At 64.5% G+C, this 18258-nt stretch carries 16 protein-coding genes and 1 pseudogene; 6 read left to right on the top strand and 11 right to left on the bottom strand.

The window, feature by feature from the left end; all coding sequences use genetic code 11:
• Positions 1-184: 184 nt before the first annotated feature.
• Positions 185-930: pseudogene (locus O7B34_RS26115) on the bottom strand (SDR family NAD(P)-dependent oxidoreductase).
• 113 nt (positions 931-1043) lie between these two features.
• On the opposite strand from O7B34_RS26115, the gene O7B34_RS26110 reads away from it, so the two are divergent.
• Positions 1044-1409, top strand: a complete 366-nt coding sequence (locus tag O7B34_RS26110; protein ID WP_337148738.1) for a winged helix-turn-helix transcriptional regulator — start codon at positions 1044-1046, stop codon at positions 1407-1409.
• Positions 1410-1731: 322 nt separating this feature from the next.
• On the opposite strand, the gene O7B34_RS26105 is transcribed toward O7B34_RS26110, so the two are convergent.
• The 8 genes from O7B34_RS26105 to O7B34_RS26070 are packed head-to-tail and all read right to left on the bottom strand — an operon-like array spanning position 1732 to position 10484.
• Complete coding sequence (locus tag O7B34_RS26105) at positions 1732-2811, bottom strand: ABC transporter ATP-binding protein (RefSeq protein WP_337148737.1); 1080 nt, start codon at positions 2809-2811, stop codon at positions 1732-1734.
• Positions 2808-3608 carry an ABC transporter permease gene (locus O7B34_RS26100; protein ID WP_337148736.1) on the bottom strand — a complete coding sequence of 267 codons (801 nt, stop codon included), beginning with the start codon at positions 3606-3608 and terminating at the stop codon, positions 2808-2810. The genes O7B34_RS26105 and O7B34_RS26100 overlap by 4 nt, the downstream gene beginning before the upstream one ends.
• 1 nt (position 3609) lies before the next feature.
• Positions 3610-4470, bottom strand: coding sequence for an ABC transporter permease (locus O7B34_RS26095; RefSeq protein WP_337148735.1), 861 nt, complete (start codon positions 4468-4470; stop codon positions 3610-3612).
• 59 nt (positions 4471-4529) lie between these two features.
• Complete coding sequence (locus O7B34_RS26090) at positions 4530-5534, bottom strand: ABC transporter substrate-binding protein (RefSeq protein WP_337130404.1); 1005 nt, start codon at positions 5532-5534, stop codon at positions 4530-4532.
• Positions 5535-5593: 59 nt separating this feature from the next.
• The gene (locus O7B34_RS26085) at positions 5594-7063 is read right to left on the bottom strand and encodes an aldehyde dehydrogenase (protein WP_337148734.1); all 1470 of its coding nucleotides are present in this window, start codon (positions 7061-7063) and stop codon (positions 5594-5596) included.
• Positions 7064-7073: 10 nt separating this feature from the next.
• Positions 7074-8111 carry an LLM class flavin-dependent oxidoreductase gene (locus O7B34_RS26080; protein WP_337148732.1) on the bottom strand — a complete coding sequence of 346 codons (1038 nt, stop codon included), beginning with the start codon at positions 8109-8111 and terminating at the stop codon, positions 7074-7076.
• Positions 8108-9904 (bottom strand): alpha/beta fold hydrolase, encoded by a 1797-nt coding sequence (locus O7B34_RS26075; RefSeq protein WP_337148731.1) that lies wholly within the window; start codon positions 9902-9904, stop codon positions 8108-8110. Before O7B34_RS26075 ends, O7B34_RS26080 begins: the two co-directional genes overlap by 4 nt.
• On the bottom strand, positions 9897-10484 hold the full coding sequence (locus O7B34_RS26070) for an amino acid synthesis family protein (RefSeq protein ID WP_337139028.1): 588 nt from the start codon (positions 10482-10484) through the stop codon (positions 9897-9899). Before O7B34_RS26070 ends, O7B34_RS26075 begins: the two co-directional genes overlap by 8 nt.
• 114 nt (positions 10485-10598) lie before the next feature.
• Here O7B34_RS26070 and O7B34_RS26065 point away from each other — a divergent pair, with 114 nt between their 5' ends.
• Positions 10599-11276 (top strand): GntR family transcriptional regulator, encoded by a 678-nt coding sequence (locus O7B34_RS26065; protein WP_337148730.1) that lies wholly within the window; start codon positions 10599-10601, stop codon positions 11274-11276.
• 23 nt (positions 11277-11299) lie between these two features.
• Here O7B34_RS26065 and O7B34_RS26060 read toward each other — a convergent pair whose 3' ends face one another.
• Together O7B34_RS26060 and O7B34_RS26055 are read right to left on the bottom strand one after the other, a co-directional pair.
• Positions 11300-12745 (bottom strand): ROK family protein, encoded by a 1446-nt coding sequence (locus O7B34_RS26060; RefSeq protein WP_337148729.1) that lies wholly within the window; start codon positions 12743-12745, stop codon positions 11300-11302.
• A 34-nt stretch (positions 12746-12779) separates the two neighbouring features.
• Positions 12780-13688 (bottom strand): tagatose-bisphosphate aldolase, encoded by a 909-nt coding sequence (locus O7B34_RS26055; RefSeq protein ID WP_337148728.1) that lies wholly within the window; start codon positions 13686-13688, stop codon positions 12780-12782.
• Between the two features lie 282 nt (positions 13689-13970).
• On the opposite strand from O7B34_RS26055, the gene O7B34_RS26050 reads away from it, so the two are divergent.
• The 4 genes from O7B34_RS26050 (at position 13971) to O7B34_RS26035 (ending at position 18190) form a co-directional block, all read left to right on the top strand.
• A complete protein-coding gene (locus O7B34_RS26050) occupies positions 13971-14876 on the top strand; it encodes a sugar-binding transcriptional regulator (protein ID WP_337148727.1) in 906 nt (301 codons plus the stop codon).
• A gap of 421 nt (positions 14877-15297) precedes the next feature.
• The gene (locus tag O7B34_RS26045; RefSeq protein ID WP_337138891.1) at positions 15298-16275 is read left to right on the top strand and encodes an ABC transporter substrate-binding protein; all 978 of its coding nucleotides are present in this window, start codon (positions 15298-15300) and stop codon (positions 16273-16275) included.
• 102 nt (positions 16276-16377) lie between these two features.
• Positions 16378-17442 (top strand): ABC transporter permease subunit, encoded by a 1065-nt coding sequence (locus O7B34_RS26040; protein WP_337148725.1) that lies wholly within the window; start codon positions 16378-16380, stop codon positions 17440-17442.
• Positions 17435-18190 carry an ATP-binding cassette domain-containing protein gene (locus O7B34_RS26035; RefSeq protein ID WP_337148724.1) on the top strand — a complete coding sequence of 252 codons (756 nt, stop codon included), beginning with the start codon at positions 17435-17437 and terminating at the stop codon, positions 18188-18190. The genes O7B34_RS26040 and O7B34_RS26035 overlap by 8 nt, the downstream gene beginning before the upstream one ends.
• Positions 18191-18258: the final 68 nt, after the last annotated feature.

Below are 18258 nucleotides of genomic sequence, written 5' to 3'. Positions count from 1 at the left end.
CATAACCTGAAGGTCACAGGTTCAAATCCTGTCCCCGCAACCAAACTTACCAAAACGGCCCGCCAGGCTCAAAGCCGGCGGGCCGCTTCGCGTTCGGATAAGCCCTTGGATCCGGCCTGGCCGCCCCAAGCACCAGGCCGGTCGTTTCCAGCGAACGATGGCCGGGCCGAGGTTCGATGGGTCGTCAAACTTGTGCGGCTCCGCCGTCAACGAAGACCTCACTACCGGTCATGAAGCTGCTTTCGTCCGAGGCAAGGAAGAGCGCCACAGCCGCAGTCTCCTCGGGGTGCCCGACACGGCCGAGCGGTATCTGCATGGCAAGGCCCTTCAGCAAGGCATCCTCCTCTCCAGCCTCTGCTAGACCCTTGAGGCCGGGTGTCTCAGTGGCGCCGGGAGAGAGCACGTTCACACGGATGCCTGCCCCCTTCAGGTCCAGCGCCCAGCTTCGGGCGAAATTGCGGATTGCAGCCTTGGTCGCGCTGTAGACGCTGAATGCAGGCGTTCCCGTCGAGCCGGTGGTCGAGCCGGTGAGGATGATGGATCCACCGGCCCGCATAAGCGGCAGCGCCTTCTGCACCGTGAAGAGCGTGCCTTTGACGTTGACGTCGAACGTCAAATCGAATGACGCTTCATCGATGGCGCCAAGCGGAGCCAGCTTTCCGAGCCCGCATTGGCGAACAGAACGTCTATTCGTCCGCTCTTTGCACGCACTGCCGCGAACAGCCGATCAAGATCATCCAGACGCGAAACATCGCCGTGCACCGCTGTCACTGCGGAGCCGATCTCCTCGACCGCCCTGTCCAGTTCCTCCTGACGACGGCCGGTAATATAAATTTCTGCGCCTTCCGCCACAAACCGTTTGGCGGTAGCCAGACCGATGCCACTGTTGCCGCCAGTTATGACGACGATTTTACCTTCAAGCCTGCCCATCTCGATCTCCTAGAAAATGATGATCGCTTCGATCTAGGGGCTTGCTTTTCTTTCTTCCAGTATGCACATTTTGGTAAGTGCTATTTTAGCAAGAACTAATTGGAGCATACGAAATGGCAACACCTAGCTTTATCTGCGGGCTGGACGCTGCGTTGGCTGTCATCGGTGGCAAGTGGAAGCCTTTGATCCTGTTCCACCTTGCTCACGAAGCCCGACGCTATGGTGACCTGAGGCGCGCCATCGGCAATGTCAGTGACAAGATGCTCATCCAGCAACTCAAGGAACTGGAGGCTGATGGGATCGTCGACCGGCTCGACTTCAAGGAAATTCCGCCGAAAGTCGAGTATTCCCTCACTGCGTTTGGCCAGACCCTTGCCGGAGCCTTGAAGCCACTCTGCGCCTGGGGAACGGAACATATGATCGAAGTCGAGAAACTCATGTCACGCCGCGACGCTTCCGAGGTGGAGAAAGTCGCCTGAATTTCAGAATATCTCGCAGGCAAGCTATAGGGTCTCGCAGGCGGCTATAGCGTGAAAATTGTGTCCATCTGCATCTTCCCGGACGGCTGGACGATTTGAACCGTAGCGGCATTTCTCCAAATCAGACGTAAGTTCGCTTTCCTGCCATCGCTCTCCAGATGCGGACGATCCCCTTCCGTGAAGAGTTTCGGGCGCCGGCAGGCGTACGAAACTCCCCGAGGACGAAGCCGCTACCCGTGGCTCGCCGTCACCAGCGACAGGCCCGGCCGTGCGGACCGCCGGCGGAATTGCCGCCGCATTTCCAAGGGCAGGCTTGCGGCCTTCAGCCTGGAAACAGGAAGGCGGAAGCAGGATCGAAAAAGATCCGCCTGCCAGTGGCGCAATCCGCGCTATCCGGTTCCGCCGCGTCCGAAGTCGGCCTGACATCGATCTCATCGCCGCCGGCGGTACGCGCCACGACGCGCTTGCGGTCGCCGAAGAAAGCGGTATCGACGATTTCGACGGCGAGCGCTGCGCATGCAGGTCCGGGCGTGAGCCGGAAGGCTTCGGGGCGCACCATCAGCCGCGCCTTCTGGCCGCGATCGAAGGCCTGCGTCGTCTTCACGCCGCTCACGACCGAACCGTCGGCCAGGCGTACGGTCGACGCGCCATTGGCGGTTTCCAGATGCTCGGCGGGCAGGAAATTCGAATTGCCGATGAAGCCGGCGACGAACTCGCTGGCCGGCCTGAGATAAAGGTCCTCGCCGGTGCCGATCTGTTCGATGCGCCCTTCCTTGAACAGGGCGATGCGATCCGACAGATGGAGCGCCTCTTCCTGATCGTGGGTGACATAGAGGATGGTGACACCGGTCTCACGGTGGATGCGGCGGATCTCGGCCTGGATCTCCTGGCGCAGTTTCTTGTCGAGCGCCGACAGCGGCTCGTCCATCAGCAGGATCGGCGGATCGTAGGCGAGCGCACGGGCAAGCGCCACGCGCTGCTGCTGGCCGCCCGACAGCGCGCCGGGATAGCGGCCGGCGAAATTCTCCAGCCGCACCAGCGCCAGCATGTCGGCGACTTTCTTTTTCACTTCGGCGTCGGGGCGGCCGCGCACGCGCAGCGGGAAGGCGACGTTTTCGGCAACGCTCAGATGCGGAAATAGCGTGTAACGCTGGAACACCATGCCGATATTGCGCTTGTGCGACGGCACTGAAAGCAGCGACGTGTCCTCCAACAGGACGTCGCCGGAGGTCGGGTCCTGGAAACCGGCGATCGCATAGAGCGTCGTCGACTTGCCGGAGCCGGACGGCCCGAGGAAGGTCAGGAATTCGCCCTTGGGCACATCGATGGTGACGTCGTGGACGGCGACGAAGGCGCCGAAGGTCTTCCTCACCGCGCGTATGGACAGGAATGGCCGGGTCATCTCGATAATTTTCTGCGAAGGAGTGCGGTCACGATCATCAGGCACAAGGTCAGGCCGACGAGCAGGCTGGAGGCAGCGGCGACGACCGGGCTGAGGTCGGCGCGCAAACTGCCCCAGATCTTCACCGGCAAGGTCTGCAAGGTCGGGCTCGCCATGAAGATCGCCACCACGACCTCGTCCCATGAGGCGAGGAAGGAAAAGATCGCCGCCGAGAAGATGCCGATCCGGATCGAGGGCAAGGTGATCCGCAACCGTGCCTGCAGCGGGCTGGCGCCGCAGACGATGGCCGCGTCCTCGATGGACTTGTCGAAACCCTCGAGCGCGGCGGTGATCGGAATGATGGCGAAGGGCAGTGCCAGGACGGTGTGCGCGATGACGAAGCCGATCGTGGTGCCGGCCAGCCCGATGCGCAGGAAGAAAGCGTAGACGGCGATGGCGAACACCACCACTGGCAGCACCATGGGCGTCAGCAGCAGCCCACGCAGGATCTGGCGCCCGCGAAATTCACCCCGGATCAAACCGAAGGATGCGAACAGGCCGATGATGACGGCGAGGATGGCGGCCATGGCGGCGATTTTTGCGCTGGTCAGCGCGGCATCGATCCAGGTCGGGTCCGCCAACAGCTGCTCGTACCATTTCAGCGTCCAGCCGGGCGGCGGGAAGGCAAGCCAGCGTGAGGAGCCGAACGACAACAGCACGATGAAAACCACCGGCAGCAGCAAAAAAGCCGCGACCAGCGCGGTAAAGCCGACAAGCGCCATGCGCAGCCATCCGAGCCTGTCATAGTCGAGCAGCATGTCAGAGCCCTCCAGCGGGGCGCTTGGCGCCGACCAGACGAAGCTGGAGCGCGTAGAGCGCCATGGTGACGACGAGCAGGACGAAGGCGGCCGCACTGCCGAGCCCCCAGTTGAGCAGCGACTGCACCGTCTGGGCGATCATCTCGGCCAGCATCATGTTGGACGTGCCGCCGAGCAGGGCAGGCGTGACGAAGTAGCCAAGCGACATGACGAAAACCATCAGCCCGCCGGCGACGATGCCGGGGAGCGACAGCGGCAACAGGATGCGGCGGAAGGCCTGGTACGGGGTTGCCCCGCAAAGGGCGGCGGCGCGCAGCGTCATAGGGTCGATGGCGCGCAGCGTGCCGACCAGAGGCAGGATCATGAAGGGCAGCATGATGTAGACCATGCCGATGGTGACGCCGGTGAGATTGTTGATCAGCGGCAGAGGCTCCTGGATGACGCCCAGCCCCATCAGCGTCCTGTTGATCACCCCTGTGCGCTGCAGCAGGACCATCCAGGCATAGGTTCGGGTGAGGAGGTTGGTCCACATCGACAGGATGATGATGCCGAAGACGAGCGAGCCGAAGGCCGGCGGCATGATCGCCAGCATCCAGGCCACCGGAAACGCCACCAGGATGGTGACGGCGGTGACGACGGCGGCGACGAGGAAGGTGTTCAGAAACACCCGCACATAGGTGCCGCTGCCGAACAGCGCGGCGTAGTTCTGCAGACCGGGCTCGGGATCGGTGACGCTGCGCAGCAAAAGGGCGACGACCGGCACGACGAAGAACAGGCCGACCAGAACGACGGCCGGCAAGGCGCCGCCGCTGCCGGCCGGCAGGCCGGCAATGGCGCCGCGTCTGAGAAAATTTCCTTGCATCGGCCGGTTCCCGTTATCCAAACGGGGCGCGGCTCCGCGCCCCGCCGGTTTCTGTGGCGCTACTTGGTCTGCCAGGCGTACCAGCGCGTGGCGATCTCGTCGCGATGCTCGGCCCAGTAGTTCATGTCGAGGTTGATCTGGCCGTCGACATGAGCGTCGGGCAGGGCCTTGACCGCATCGGCCGGCATCTCGGCCTTGGCCTTGGTATTGATCGGCGCATAGCCGCTGGCCTCGGCGAATTTCGCCTGGCCGGCCGGGCTGGTGGCGGCGGCCAGGAACTTCATGGCGCTATCCTTGTTCTTCGCCCCTTTCGGTACGACCAGAACGTCGGCGGCGGTTAGGTTCTGCTTCCAGGAGACGCCGACATCGGTTCCGTCCTGCTGCAACGCGAAGACGCGGCCGTTCCAGAGCTGGCCGAAGGCGGCCTCGCCGGAGGCGATCAGCTGCTGCGACTCCGCGCCACCGCTCCACCAGACAATATCCGACTTGATGGTGTCGAGCTTCTTGAAGGCGCGGTCGAGATCGAGCGGATAGAGCTTGTCCGCCGGCACGCCGTCGGCGAGCAATGCGATCTCGATGACGCCCGGCGCCGACCATTTGTAGAAGGTCCGTTTGCCGGGGAACTTCTTGGTGTCGAACATGTCGGCCCAGCTCGCCGTGTCACCGGAGACCGCGCCTTTGTTCCAGGCGAGCACGAAGGAATAGTAGAAGCTGCCGACGGCATGCTCATTGCTGAAGCGGGGGTCGAGATCGGCCTTGGGCACGATCGCATAGTCAATAGGCTCCAGCAGACCATCCTTGGCGGCCTTGATGGCGAAGTCCATCTCGACGTCGACGACATCCCAGGTGACGTTGCCGGCGTCGACCATGGCCTTGAGCTTGCCGTAATCGGTCGGCCCGTCCTGGAGGACCTTGATGCCGGAGCTGGCTTCGAAGGGCGCTGCCCAGGATTTGGTCTGTGCTTCCTGCGTTGTGCCACCCCAGCTGGTGAACGCCATTTCATCTGCCTTGGCGGCGGTCGCCGCGAGCAGTCCGGCCAGAATGCCGGTCAAAATCAGTTTCATTTTGTTCTCCTCTGTTGGTCTGTTCTTGTTTTTCTCAGTGCACCTGCGCCACACGCTGTTCAGCGCATGACGAAGGGATCGGGGATCGGCTCGTCCGAGGTCTTGATCCAGACGGATTTGGAGCGCGTATAGTCTCTGATGGCATCGAGGCCGCCCTCGCGGCCGAGCCCGGAATGGCCGTAACCGCCGAAGGGAACGAGCGGCGACACGGCGCGGTAGGTGTTGACCCAGACGACGCCGGCATGGATGTCGCGCGCCATGCGGTGCGCCTTGCCGAGATTGCTGGTGAACACGCCGGATGCCAGGCCGAAGGGGGTGTCGTTGGCGAGCGCCAGCGCTTGTGCTTCGGTGTCGAAGGCAAGCACGCTGAGCACAGGCCCGAACAATTCCTCGCGCACGCATGCCAGATTGCCGTCGCCGGCATCGATGATGGTGGGCGCGTAGTAGAAGCCGGGGCCGCCGGGGCGTGTCCCTCCGGTGATCAGCGTGCCGCCCTTGGCGAGGCTTTCCGCGACGATCTTTTCGATCCAGTCGCGCTGACGCTGCGTGGCGAGCGGACCCATTTCGGTGGCCGGGTCCTGCGGATCGCCGATCCTGATCGCCTCGGCCTTGAGCTTCAGCCGGTCGAGGAATTCATCCTTCACCGAGCGCTCGACAAGCAGCCGCGAGCCGGCGACGCAGCTTTGGCCGGTCGCGGCAAAAATGCCGGCGACGACCGCGTTGGCGGCGCTGTCGAGATCGGCATCGGCGAAGACGACGACCGGGCTCTTGCCGCCGAGCTCGAGCGTCGTATAGGCGAGATTTTCCGCCGTGTTCCTGACGATCGCACGCGCAGTGGACGGGCCGCCGGTGAAGGCGACGCGCGAGACCAGCGGATGGCTGGTCAGGCGGCGGCCGCAATCCTGGCCGAAGCCGGTGAGAATGTTGACGGTGCCTTCGGGAAAGCCGGCCTGCTGGACGAGTTCGGCGAAGGCGAGCAACGGCGCCGGGCCGTCCTCGGAGGCCTTGAGCACGACCGTGCAGCCGGCGGCCAGCGCCGGGCCGAGCTTGACGGCGGACAGGAAGAGCTGCGAATTCCATGGCACGACCGCGGCAACGACGCCGATAGGCTCGCGGCGGATGGTGACGTCGAGATCCGCCTTGTCGATCGGCACATGCGCGCCTTCATGCTTGTCGGCGAGCCCGCCATAGTAGCGGTAGTAGTCGCCGACATAGGCGATCTGGGCACGGGTCTCGCGGATGATCTTGCCGGTGTCGCGCGTCTCGAGTTCGGCAAGACGCCCGGCGTTGGCGGCGACGAGATCGCCGAGCTTGACCAGCAGTTTGCCGCGCGCGGTGGCGGTCATCGCCGTCCACGGGCCCGAACGCAGCGCCCGGTGCGCCCCCTCGACGGCACGGTCGACATCGGCTTCGCTCGCCGCCGGCATCCTGGCCCATGGCGCGCCGGTCGACGGATCGATGCTGTCGAAGGTCGCGGATGGCTCGTCGAAGCGGCCGTCGATGAAGTTCCTGAAAAGAGCGTCGGTCATGGGCTCGCTATCAGAGGAAGGCCGGCATCACCCGGTCGATGAACAGTTGCAGCGATTTCTTCTTGCGTTCGTGCGAGAGCCCGCTGTCGATCCAGATCGAGTACTGGTCGTAACCGAGTGCCTCATAGGCCTTCAGCCGGGCAATGACTTCGTCGGCTTCGCCGATCACCAGATTCTGCCTGATCTTGTCCGGCGCATATTGCGGCATCGCGGCGATCTCATCCTCTGTGAGCGGCTCCAATACGCCTTGATGCACCGGCTTCTTGTTCTGGAACCAGGCGCCGAACTGGCAGTAGAAATTCGACAGGTCCCGGGCGAGCCGATCGGCGTCGGCCGCATCCTCGGCAACGAATGTGTGCATCAAGAGCATGATTTCCGGCCGGGCGATGTCGGGATGCGCGTCGCAAGCAGCGTTGAAGCGCTGCATCAGGCTCGACACCTCGTCGTCGCCTGAAGCCAGCGGCGTTACCTGGACCTTGCAGTGGTTGACGACCGCAAAATCGTGCGAGTTCGGGTCGCGCGCCGCTACCCAGATCGGCGGATATGGTTTCTGCAAGGGCTTGGGCGAGGAAGTGGTCGGCGGGAACGACCAGAACTCGCCGGAGAGTTCGAAATCGCCGTCCCATAGGCCACGGATCGCCGGCACCATCTCACGCATGCGCTGGCCCGCGCCCCAGGCGTCGAGACCGGGGAAGAGACGTTGATATTCGTAACTGTAGGCGCCGCGCGCGATGCCGATGTCGAGCCGGCCGCCGCTGATGACGTCGGCCATCGCCGCTTCGCCGGCGAGCTTGATCGGATGCCAGAATGGCGCAACGATCGTGCCAGTGCCGAGACGGATGCGGCTGGTTTTGGCCGCCAGATAAGCGATGTTGACGAACGGGTTCGGCGAGATGGTGAATTCCATGCCGTGATGCTCGCCGATCCAGGCCGTCTCGAAGCCGGCCTGCTCCGCTTGCAGGACCAATTCCTCGAGCTCGCTCACCAGCTCCGAATGCGGCTTGGCGAGATCCGACCGTTCCATATGCACGAAGAGCGAGAACTTCATCTGTGGTCACCTGTATAGGCGGCAGCGGACGTGGGCGCTTTGCCCAGCGGCCTGACTTCGCCTTCCATCTCATTGCCGACATAGACGCCAAAGGCGTCCTGCGTGCATTCCCTGACATAGCGGGTAAGCATCGAGCGGACCGCCGGATCGACGATCTTCAAGTCGCTGATCGCGTCGATGTCGACCAGCCGGATGCCACGATCGCTGGAGGCGGGCACGTCGAACGTGCCGCGATAATAAACATGCGTGCGCGACGAATTGCCAGCGTCGTCCCAGACGGCGAAAAGGAAGCCGAGCTGGGCCTCGATAGCCTTGGCGGCAAGCAGGCCCCGGAGGCTCGTGCCATCGCCGGCCGAGCCCAGTCCCCGGCCGCGTGGCAGTTCGAAGCCATCTGCCGTTTCCAGGAATAGGATCCTGCCGCCATTTTCGAGAATGGCGCCGACATCGGTGCCGGGCTGGGCGGCGGCAAGCGCCTCCTGGCTGAGGCCGGGTGCGATATAGGCGCCGCGGCAGTAGCCGAGAGGCTGCGAGGAGTTGTGCTCGAAATCGCGTACGCGGCCAATAAGGATCGAATGGTCGCCCGCGTCGACCAGCCGCTCCATGTCGCAGTCGAAGGACGCGACCGAGCCGTCCAGCAACGGGCTGCCGGTCTGTCCTGGACGCCAGGCCACGGAGGCGAATTTGTCGGCCGCTTTCGAGGCGAAGATGCCGGACGCCGCCTTCTGATCCTCGTTGAGGATGTTGATGGCGAAGCTCTTCGAGGTGACGAAGACGGGATGGCCCAAGGCCTTATGGGCAATACAGACGAGTATCAGCGGCGGATCGAGCGACACCGAGGTGAAGGAGTTGGCTGTGAAGCCGCGCGGCTCGCCTTCGGGCCCGATCGTGGTGACGATGGTGACGCCGGTAAGGAAGGAGCCGAGCGCGCGGCGGAAGTCGCCGCTGTCGAAACCGGAAGGCACCGTCCCATCCCCTTGCTCCGCCGCCTCGAGGAAGCCGACGATGCGGCGCGTGGTGAGGTCCGGTGCGGCCACCGCCATCATGTGACGTTCGCCGGCAAGCACGATGCAGCGGCCGTGCGGCGCCAGCCGCGCCATGGCGGCCGACATTGCCGGCGAGGAGTTTCTGTCCTCGGATCCGGTCATGAACAGGGCCGGGACGGCAAGCGTTTGCAGGCGCTCGGCGTGGTCGCCGTCGGCACGGGCGAACAGGCGATAGGTGCGGGCGTAGCCTTCCGGGTCGACCGCGCTGAGCGCGGATGCCGTCTTGCCCGCCGCCGCCTCGAGTTCGGCGGGCACCGGGTCCCCGAACCAGCGGGCAATGGTCTGTGCCGTGCCAGTCGCGTCGCTCTGGCCGGTGAGGGCGGCCGCGCGCTGGCGGACGGCCTCGGCCAATTCGGGTGGGCGCCGGAAGACGGCATTCAGCGATACGATGCCGCGAACGCGCTGGGGTGCCCGTAACGCAAGCTCCTGGGCGACGAGCGCGCCCATCGAGTGGCCGACGACCGACACCTTGTCGAGGCCGAGATGATCGAGCAAGCGAATGGCCTGATCGGCATAGTCGGCCAGTTCCGGGCTCGGTGGCGGGAGCGGCGACCGGCCATGGCCGAGCATGTCGATGGCGATCACATCCCAACTGCCGGCCATCCGGTCGATCTGCGGCTGCCAGATCGCGGCATTCATGCCAACGCCATGGATGAACAGTACCGGCGCGCCCGAGCCGGCTCGAATGAAGCCGGTGCCATCAGGCGCCGTACCCTGTCGAGCCCATGCCGATGCGGGTGCGTCAGCCATGCAGGTCGCCCACGTCCTTGAGGTCCTGGTAGCGGTCGCCGATACGATGGTGCGGCCGGCCGCCGATCGAGGCGCCGAGCGCCACCACCAACTCGTCCGGCGCCGGCGCGTCGCCGATCTGGAAATGCACTGTCAGGTAGTGCGAGCGCCTACCCTCGTCGTTCTTGTCCATCAGCGGGATCATGATCGGTGTGTTCGGGCCGCCGCGCAGATTGGTGAAGGCGAGATAGGTCTTGGCGCCCACGGCACGGCGGTAGTAATTGCCGAAATGCAGCGTGTGGATCAGTGCCGAAGCGTGTTCGATCTCGCCCGACGTACCGCAGATCGCGGCCTTGCCGTAGCCCTCGATGGCGTCGCCCGAACCGGCGATGGCGATGATTTCCCGGGTCAGCGTCTCTCCCAGCACTGGCGCACAGGCGCGGATTTCGGGCGACAGATCGTCGGTGAAGCCGCGTCCGGCCCACGGATTGGCAAGCACTGCCGCGACGCCGATCAGGCGCAGCGGCCGAGGCGCTGCCTTGCCGCCCTCAATCAGCGTGTTTTCGGTGTAGGTGACGATCTTGCGAATGACGGGCTGCATGAAGTCCTCGGTCGTCGATGCCATATCATCTTATGGTATACCATGGTATGGAGCGCCAAGAAACTTGTCAACCGGCCATGGAATCTGTTTTCGTGGCGAGGCAGGAGACCGCCCATGTCAGACGACACGCTTCGCATCGACCGCAGCGCCAAGACCTTGAGAACATTGGCGCTGGAGCGCATGCGCGAGGCGATCATGGATTTCCATTTCCAGCCCGGCGAAAGACTGGTCGAGCGGCCGCTTTGCGACCAGCTCGGCGTCAGCCGTTCGGTAGTACGCGAGGTCTTGCGGCAACTAGAGGCTGAAGGCCTGGTGCAGATGATACCGGGGCACGGGCCGGCGGTGGCCAAGCCGGACCTTGGCCGAACCGACGAGATCTATGAGCTCAGGGCCCTGCTCGAAGGCATAGCCGCGCGTGCCTGCGCCATGTCGGCGACGAATGCGCAACTGACCCTGCTCGACAGTGCGCTCGCCAATCTTTTCGAAGCCTGGGCATCCAGCAAGCCGGCCGAGGTGATGCGGGCGACGACAAAGTTTTACGAAGTGCTTTTCGAGGCAGCCGACAAGCGCGTCGCCTGGGAGATCGTGACCGGGCTCAATGTGCGCATCAATCAGCTGCGTTCCATGACCATTCTTTCCGCTAACCGTCGCGGACCGGCGATTGCCGAGATGACCGAGATCATGGATGCCATCAGATCGCGCAGGCCCGACGAGGCTGAAGCGGCGGCGCGGCGGCATGTCAAATCCGCCTGGCAGATCGCCCGCGCGACGCTTCGGCTGCCACCGGCATAACCGGCGCTGGCACCGGAAGCGGCTCAGGCGTCGCTGGCCAGGGTCGCGCGCAGCCATGCGGCGATGGCATCGAAGTCGATCGGCTGCGTCGTATCGACGTCGAACAGCGGCCCGCGCCGCAGCGGTTCGGCGCGCTTGGCCAGTTCAATCAGTTCAGGGATATAGGCGGCGCCGGGATGGCCGGGTAGGCGCTGACCGAGCCGGGCGCCATAACGTTCGGCCAGAACCTCGCCGGGCGCGTGGCACCAGATTTCGACTGTGTGTTCGACGCCGGCCTTGCGCAGATGATCTTCGAGCACTTGCCGCGGCTGGAAACCGAACCAGGCATCGACGATGAAGGTGCTGCCTGCAGGGGCGTCGCCGACGAGCGACCAGATTGCCTGGTAGCTGGCGCGGCCGAGCGTGCGATTGAATTCGCGGTCGGCGCCGCCGAGCACTTCGAGGAACGGATTCTTGACGGTATCGAGTGCAAGCAGCGGCCATCCCATGCGATCGGCGATGCCGCGTGACACCGTGCTCTTGCCGCTGGCCGGGATGCCGTTGACGAGCACGGCGCGTCTGGCGCGGCCAGGCTGAACGGAAGGCGATGTCGACGCCGTCGCCGAAAGCGCCTGCAGCGCGGCGCCGATCACACCGGCATCGTCGCCGAGCTGCGCCGGCGCTACCGGGCATTGGTACCATGGCGCCAGCGCCGGCGCGTGGCCGAGCGCTCTGTGTGCCGCCAGGCCAAGCCCACCGCCAAGCAGGACGAGATCGGGGTCGAACATGGCGACGGTGGTATCGATCGCCGCGCGCAGCGGCCTTGCCCAGGTCTCCAGTATGCCGCGCGCCTTGATGTCGCCGGCCGCGTCGCGGGCAAAGAGCTGGTCGACCGAAACGTTGGGGCCAAAGCCGGCGAGCGCGATATGGCGGCCAAGTGCCGTGCCGGAACTGGTGGTTTCGACACAGCCGCGACGCCCGCAGGCGCAGACCTCGCCGTTGACGTCGACGGTGATGTGGCCAAGTTGCCCCGCCGTTGCCCGGCCGCGCATGATCCGTCGGTTCTGGACGACGGCGCCGCCGATGCCTGTGCCGATGGTGAACATGGCGATGTTGTCGTGGCCTTGGCCGGCGCCAAGGACCATCTCGGCGGCCAGCGCCATATTGCAGTCATTGTCGAGGATAACAGGCTTGCCGGTCATGCTTTCCAGCCGCTGCGCGAGCGCGACCGAGGCAAGGTTGACGTAGCCTCCCGACAGGACCGCGCCGCGGCGCGCATCGACGCGGCCGGGAACACCGACGCCGATGGCCACCACATCAGGCGTATCGAGAAGGCGCACCATGTCGGCGATGCGGCCAAGCACCAGTTCCGGATCGGGCGCGCTCTTCTCGGAGAGGCGTTTGAGGATTTCACCGGTGCCGGAGATGCGGGCGGCACGCAAATTGGTGCCGCCGATATCGATCCCTATGGCCATCGACTTTTGTGGCATGACATCCTGCACGTGTCGGTGATCCAACAGGATATCAGGCGGCGGCCTTCTGCCGATAGTGCCCGATCACCGCCTGGATCTCGCGCAGTCGCGGCACCGCGATGGTCTCAAGCCTTTCGCGTTGAATGTCACGGTCGAGCGAGATGCAGTCCTTCCACAGTGAACGGCCGGCGATCACACCGGAGGCGCCGTTTTGCATGGCGATCTCGACCTGGCCGAGAAAGGTGGCGTGGTTGACGCCAGCCGAAAGCACGGCCCACGGCACTTCGCCGGCCATTTTTGTGATGTTGGCGCAGGCTTCCGGTGTTCCGGGGTAGGGAAGCTTCAGCACCTTCGCGCCGCATTCCAGCGAGATCCTTGTACCCTCCTCGATCAGCCAGGGTGTCTTGGCCGCATAGTCCTCGGGGCTTTCACCTTCAAGCTGATAGGTCAGGAATTCGACCACGAGCAGCAGGTCCTCCTTGCCGAAATCGGTGATGCATTGGCGCAGGATGGCGATGTTGTGTTCGTTGGCCTGCGGCTTGTCGGCCCGCAGATACACCATGATCTTGCCGCCCGTGCCGCCGAGTTCGCGCACGCGCCGCGCATCGATGCCGGGAACCAGCCGAGACAGGCGGTAGCCTTCTGGCGAGACGTCGAAACCGGAGGCGTCGAGGCCGATGAGGAGTGCGGTATCCCGGTTCAGCACGCCTTCATCGACAACCCGCGGCACCGCGCAGAGCGGATCGAGCAGCACGCAGGAGGCCGCACTTGCCAGGTAGCGCGTGATGTCGGCCTTGGTGTCGCCGAGCATGTCGTTGGTGATCCTGGCCTGGTCCGCGGGGTCCGACGCCAGCAAGGTGCGCATGCCGCCGCGCTGGTCGCAGGCGATGGCCACCATGGCTCCGTCCTTGCCGCATATCTGCTGGTAGCCGCGCCGTTCCGCGGTGGTCATCTTCGTCATGGTCTTCTGTCCGATGTTGGCGCTCTCTCGTCGAGGGCGCTGATCCCGTGGATACAATGGTCAGTTTGCCCGCCTGCCGGCAGGAAGATTTTTGCCGCCTGAGGCATCGCCGGCCGCTGGGATAAGCAGCCTTGCCGGCGCTTGGCCTGGTATGGCCCTCAAGTTGCGAGTTCGCCGGATTTGCGCGATAACTCCCATCGGCGTACACGTGTGTAACACGTTGCTGAAAGGAATTGCAAGCTGTCTGTTCCCTCCGTCCAGGACGCGACCGCATCGCGCACCATGCTGCACACGGTTGCCAAGCTGCACTATGTGGAGGAGATGTCGCAGGTCGACATAGCGCGGCAGCTCGGTGTCTCCACCGCGACGATTTCGCGCCTGCTGCAGCGGGCGCGGGCCGAGGGCATCGTGCGCATCGAGGTCATCGACCTGGCGACGCCGGAAGATATCACCAGGCAACTTGTCGACGGATTGAAATTGCGGGACGCCGCCATTGTCGAGACGCCGGCGGCGGGCGCGCTGACGGCGCTTTCCGCCCCGCTTGGCGCTTTGCTCAGGCAGGCGCAGCTGGTGGCCGGCTCTGTGGTCGCCATCGGCTGGGGGCGCGCGGTGCGCGAGGTCATTCGAGCCGGCCTGCCGCGCATGCCAGGCGTGCTGACGGTGGCCGCAACCGGCGGCATGCAGCAGCACGCGGCGCATTTCCAGGTCAACGAATTCGTGCGGCTTGCCGCGGAGGAGTTCGGCGGCACGCCACACTTCATCCACGCCCCCTATCTGCCGTCGAGCGAGTTGCGCGAGGTCTTCCTCGGAGACGCCACCATCCGCGATGCCGTCGCGCTGTGGGACAGGACTGATGTGGCGATCGTCGGCATTGGCCTGCCGCATGCCATCAACGCGCCCGAGGCGAGTGCCGCCACGCCGAGCGAGCAGGCGCTGGTCCACGCGGCCGGCGATGTCCTTCGGCATTATTTCGATGCCGATGGCGTGCCGATAGCCTGGGACGGAGAGGGCCGGATGATCGCCATGTCGCCGGCGCAACTTCGGGCCGTGCCCTTGGTGATCGGTATCGCCGCGACGCCGGAAAAAGCGACGGCCATCATTGGCGCCGCTCGCGCCCGGCTGATCAACGCGCTGGTAACGGATACCAAGACTGCGCAGGCCATCCTCGCGGTTCTTGCAACGCGATAGCTGCCGCTCGCTGTCGGCGCGGAGAGAAGCTGTTGCGAAATCGATTGTGTCGCCGGGGAGTCGGGACGATAGTTCGCCGGGGGCTCCGAGGAGCAGTCAGATGGTGTCTGGGAAAGCCGGCGTTGTGGCCTCGGAAAAAACCGTGTTGCAATTTATTTCTGCAAAGTGTTACAAACTGCGAACCCGGCGTGCAGGCATGCCGGGCGCGGTGGTTCCCTGACTTCGCGGAGGCGACGAAAGCGAGCACGGCGATTGTGCCGGTGGGCTGGACCGGCTGACATTTAGACTGGAGGGCGCTTGGGAGGAGCTGCCCGCGAAAGGCAACAGGCGTTCCCGGCCGTCGGCATCCTGCCTCCGCGCGGATGACGGCCATTCCAATGTCACCGAAAACGGCAGAACTGCCAACAATGAGGAGGATGTCATGAAGAAGATCGTTGCCGCGCTCGCGGCACTTGCCGTCAGCGCGACGGTGCTGATGGCGCCCGCGCAGGCGCAGGACAAGAAATACACCATTGCGCTCATTCCCGGCCTCACCACCGACGGCTTCTACATCACCATGCGCAAGGGTGCCCAGGCGGCGGCCGATGCGCTCGGCGTGAACCTGGTCTTCCAGGGCGCTCCGGACTTCAACCCGGTCACCCAGGTGCCGGTGCTCGACGCGGTCATCGCCAAGAAGCCGGATGCGATCCTGATCGCGCCGACCGATAAGGTTCAGCTGGTCGAGCCGCTGCGCAAGGCCAATGACGCCGGCATCCCGGTCATAACAGTCGATACTTTCATCGGCAGCGGCGTCTACCAGACGGGTGCAGGCGATGCCGATTTCCCGCTGGCCTACATTGCCTCGGACAATGTGCTGGGAGGCGAGATCGCCGCGCGCGCGCTGGCCACCGCCATCGGCGACAAGGGCAAGGTCTATGTGTCGAACGTCAAGCCCGGCATTTCGACCACCGACCAGCGCGAAGAGGGGTTCAAGAAGGAGATGGCCAAGCATACGGGCATCACCGTGCTGGAGACCCAATTCAATGATGACGACGCCAACAAGGCGGCCTCGCAGCTGCAGGCTGTCTTCGCGCGCAATCCCGATCTCGTCGGCGTGTTCGGCGCCAATCTGTTCTCGGCCCTGGGTGCCGCCAACGGCGTCAAGCAGGCGGGCCAGACGGGCACCGTCAAGGTCGTTGCCTTCGATGCACCGACCAGCATCGTCGACAACATCAATACCGGCCTCGTGGATGTGGCAATCGCCCAGCATCCCGCCGAGATCGGTTATTTCGGGGTCGTTTCGGCCTATGCCCATCTGACCGGCCAGTCGATCCCGGTCGCGATCGGCACCGGCTTCACGATCATGGACAAGTCCAACATCGCGGACCCGAAGATATCGAAGTATCTCTACTCCGAGTAAGTCCAGACGAGCTTGGCTCCTCCCGGTATCGCCGGGGGGAGCTCGTGCCGGGTCCCGCAAAAGGCGGGGCCTGTTTGAAGACAGCCGCGCCGCGGAGTATTCATGACCTCGACATCACCAGCCCAACCGGCCGAGAAGCATGTCGCCCCCCAGGCCGATCATGGCGATCCGGCCAGGACCCTGATCGGACGCATCGCCGAAGGGCGCGCCTGGTTGTTCCTCGCCGGCCTGATCATCTGTTTCGAGATATGGTCGAGGTTCGCCTTCGGCGCGACGTTCGTGCTCAACCCGTTCAACTTGCAGTCCATCGCGATCTTCGCGATAGCGCCGCTGCTGCTTGCGACCGGACAGACGTTCGTCATCATTTCGGGCGGCATAGACCTGTCGCTCGGCTTCATCATGGGGCTTGCCGCAGTCGTTGCCGCACATGCCACCAATCTGGCGGGCGCCGCCGCCATTCCCTTGCCGCTGGCCATGCTGGCTGGCATCCTTGCGGCGGTGATCGTCGCCAGCTTGCCCGGCATCATCAATGGCCTCCTAATCTCGCGCCTCAGGGTGCCGCCGTTCATCGGTACGCTCGGCATGTTCGGCGTGGCGCGCGGTGTCGCCTTCCTGCTTGCCGGCGGCACGACTGTGCCGGTGCAGAATTCCTGGTTCGCGCTGCTCGGCAATGGCAAGTTCCACGGCGTGCCTTATCTGGTCATGATCGCTGCCGTTTTCGTCATCGCGATGCATTATCTGCTCGGCCAGACGCGGTTCGGCCAGCACAATTATGCCATCGGCGCCAATGTGCAGGCGGCGCGGCGTGCCGGTATCGACATCAAGGGCCACATATTGCGGCTCTATGTGCTGTCTGCGATGTGCGCCGGCCTTGGCGGGGCGCTCTACGCGGCGCGCTTCACCGCCGGCGCGGCACAGGCCGGCGAGCCGTTGCTGCTCGACAGCGTCGCTGCGGTGGTGATCGGCGGCGCCAGCCTGTTCGGAGGCTCCGGCACGATCCTGGGCACGGTCGCCGGCGCGCTGGTGATCGCGGTGATCCAGTACGGGCTTGTCTTCGTCAATGTCGAGCCGTTCTGGCAGTTCATCGCCGTCGGCGTCGTCATCATCATTTCCGTGCTCATAGACCAGGCGCAGCGCCGGTTCAGTGGAGGCCGCCAGGATGAATAACACCAACCCGAACACCCCCTTGCTCGAAGTCCGCAACCTGTCCAAGCATTTCGGCGCCGTGCGTGCGCTCAGCGATTTCTCCATGGCCGTGCGGGCGGGCGAAGTGGTGGCGCTTGCCGGCGACAATGGTGCAGGCAAGACGACGCTGATCAAGGCGATCTCGGGCGTGTTCCAGCCGACAGGCGGCGAAATTCTGCTCGGTGGCCAGCCGGTGGCATTCGCGACGCCGCAGGAGGCGCGCGAAAAGGGCATCGAGACGATCTACCAGGATCTGGCCCTGGCCGACAACCTATCGATCGGCGCCAACATCTTTCTTGGCCGCGAACCGATGCGCAAGGCGTTCGGCTTTCTGCCGGTGCTCGACCGCAAGGCGATGGCCGACGCGGCCAGGGAGACGATGAGGCGGCTGGATTTCCACGTCAGCCGGATGAACGCCCCGGTCAGCAATTTCTCCGGCGGCCAGCGCCAGGCCGTCGCCATCGGCCGCGCTGTCTACTGGGACGCGCAGATCCTCATCATGGACGAACCGACGGCGGCATTGGGCGTGCCGGAGCAGCGCAAGGTGATTTCGCTGATCCACCAGCTCAAGGCGCAAGGACGCGGCGTGATCTTCATCTCGCACAATCTGCAGGATATCTTTGCGGTCTCGGACCGCATCGTCGTCCTGCGGCGCGGCGTCCAGGCCGGCGAGCGCAAGATTTCCGAGACCAATCATGATGAGGTCGTCCGGTTGATGGTCGGGGGTTAAGGCGTGTTGATATTCAGCAGGCCTGCAAACGCCTGACACATGCGCTTCCGGTGCTTACGCACCTTAAA

The organism is Mesorhizobium sp. Cs1299R1N3, from assembly GCF_037179625.1.
GTDB classification, from domain to species: Bacteria; Pseudomonadota; Alphaproteobacteria; order Rhizobiales; family Rhizobiaceae; genus Mesorhizobium; species Mesorhizobium salmacidum.
Note: the sequence above shows the minus strand (reverse complement) of the source record. Positions and strands in the feature narration are given on the sequence as shown.